The sequence below is a fragment of the Photorhabdus sp. RM322S genome, assembly GCF_042879395.1.
Classification (GTDB): Bacteria; Pseudomonadota; Gammaproteobacteria; order Enterobacterales; family Enterobacteriaceae; genus Photorhabdus; species Photorhabdus khanii.
Map to the genome: position 1 here is coordinate 1 of NZ_JBHFKW010000125.1, position 1,383 is coordinate 1,383.

The 1,383-nt window shown below is 44.4% G+C and carries 1 protein-coding gene; it reads right to left on the reverse strand.

Features of this window, described 5'->3' with window-relative positions; genetic code table 11:
• Window positions 1-213: 213 nt before the first annotated feature.
• Complete coding sequence (locus ACGF63_RS22855) at window positions 214-1,251, reverse strand: IS5 family transposase (RefSeq protein WP_387633374.1); 1,038 nt, start codon at window positions 1,249-1,251, stop codon at window positions 214-216.
• Between the last annotated feature and the right edge of the window lie 132 nt (window positions 1,252-1,383).

The following is a 1,383-nucleotide window of genomic DNA, read 5'->3' on the forward strand; positions in this document are numbered from 1 at the left end:
GTAGTACTAAGTCCTCCTTCCAATTCAGCAACAGTGAATTTTCTTTTTCTGGAGTCAGCTCAGTATCTACAGGGAACCTCTAAAAACTCCCAATACAAAAAATAAGGTCAATTTTGCCCTCATTCGCCGTAAAATTGACCTTGTTGTGTGTGGCTTTTTCTTGCTTTTTCAGCGGAAAATATAAATTAATGGCTTTTTCATCACATGCCGAGATTAAAAAGCATGAATACCTGATTTTCTAAAATAAACCAAACGGTGCAAATCATAGCAGGTGGCCTTCAGCGTCATCGCAAAATTGGCTCGCAGCTGGCCTATCGTTCGGATGAATTTTTCACCCATCTGAGAGAATGAGCCAAAGATATGTTCTACCCGTGCCCGGGGTTTCGCTATTTTCTTATTTCGTCCTTTTTGGCAGTCTGATAAAGGCTTGTTGCGTGACGCTTTTCTCTGAATATGGACCCGATAGCCCTGTTCCTTCAGCGCCCGTTCACGCATCTGACTGGCATACCCTTTATCCGCATAAATGTCCCGGCTTGTATTTGACCGATCCAAAACGGCTTCAAAAAACAGGCTATCATGGACAGCGGCGGTTCCTGTCGCGATGTGACGGATCACTTTATATTTTGCATCGACATTAATGGTCAGTTTGTAGCCAAAATAACTTTTACCGTGTTTCTTCGTCCAGGTTGCATCCGTATCTTTCTGGCATCGTTTATTTTTCGTCCAGTCATCAGGGGTTTTACCCTGACGGATTTGTTCATTCTCTTCTTTCTTATTGTGCTGCTTAGGAACCGGAATCAACGTGGCATCAATGAGTTGTCCGCCTCGAGGAATGAATCCCTGTGCCGAAAGTTGATGCTTCGCCTCGTCAAACAATGCCCTGGCACCTTCCAGGCCAATCCGTTTTTCGAAACCCCAAATCGTGTTACGGTCGGGAATATTAATGACATCGGTCAGGCGACAAAAACGTTGCCAGCTCATTCGGTCAAGCAATTGATATTCCATCTTTTCATCGGAAAGATTATGGAAATGTTTCAGGATAATGATGCGAACCATCACCTCAGTCGGGAATGGCGGTCGTCCGCCTTTGGGAGAAATAATCCGTGGCACGACACGGTCTATGGTGTCAGCCAGTGCCGAGAAATCAACATACTTATCAAGGACAAGCAGTGGATCACCTAATTCATCGATTTTTCGACGGTGATATTCGGATGCCAGCTTGTCTTTCTTTAACGCAGAACGAGGCAGTATCATGATGGCGCTACCTTGCAGGGAGGTATTATGTCTACATTTTGCTCAATTTGGTGGCTATGAAAAGTTTTTAGAGGTTCCCAACTGTATGTTGCAGCAACATGATTGTTTCATTAGCTTTGGTGACGCAGT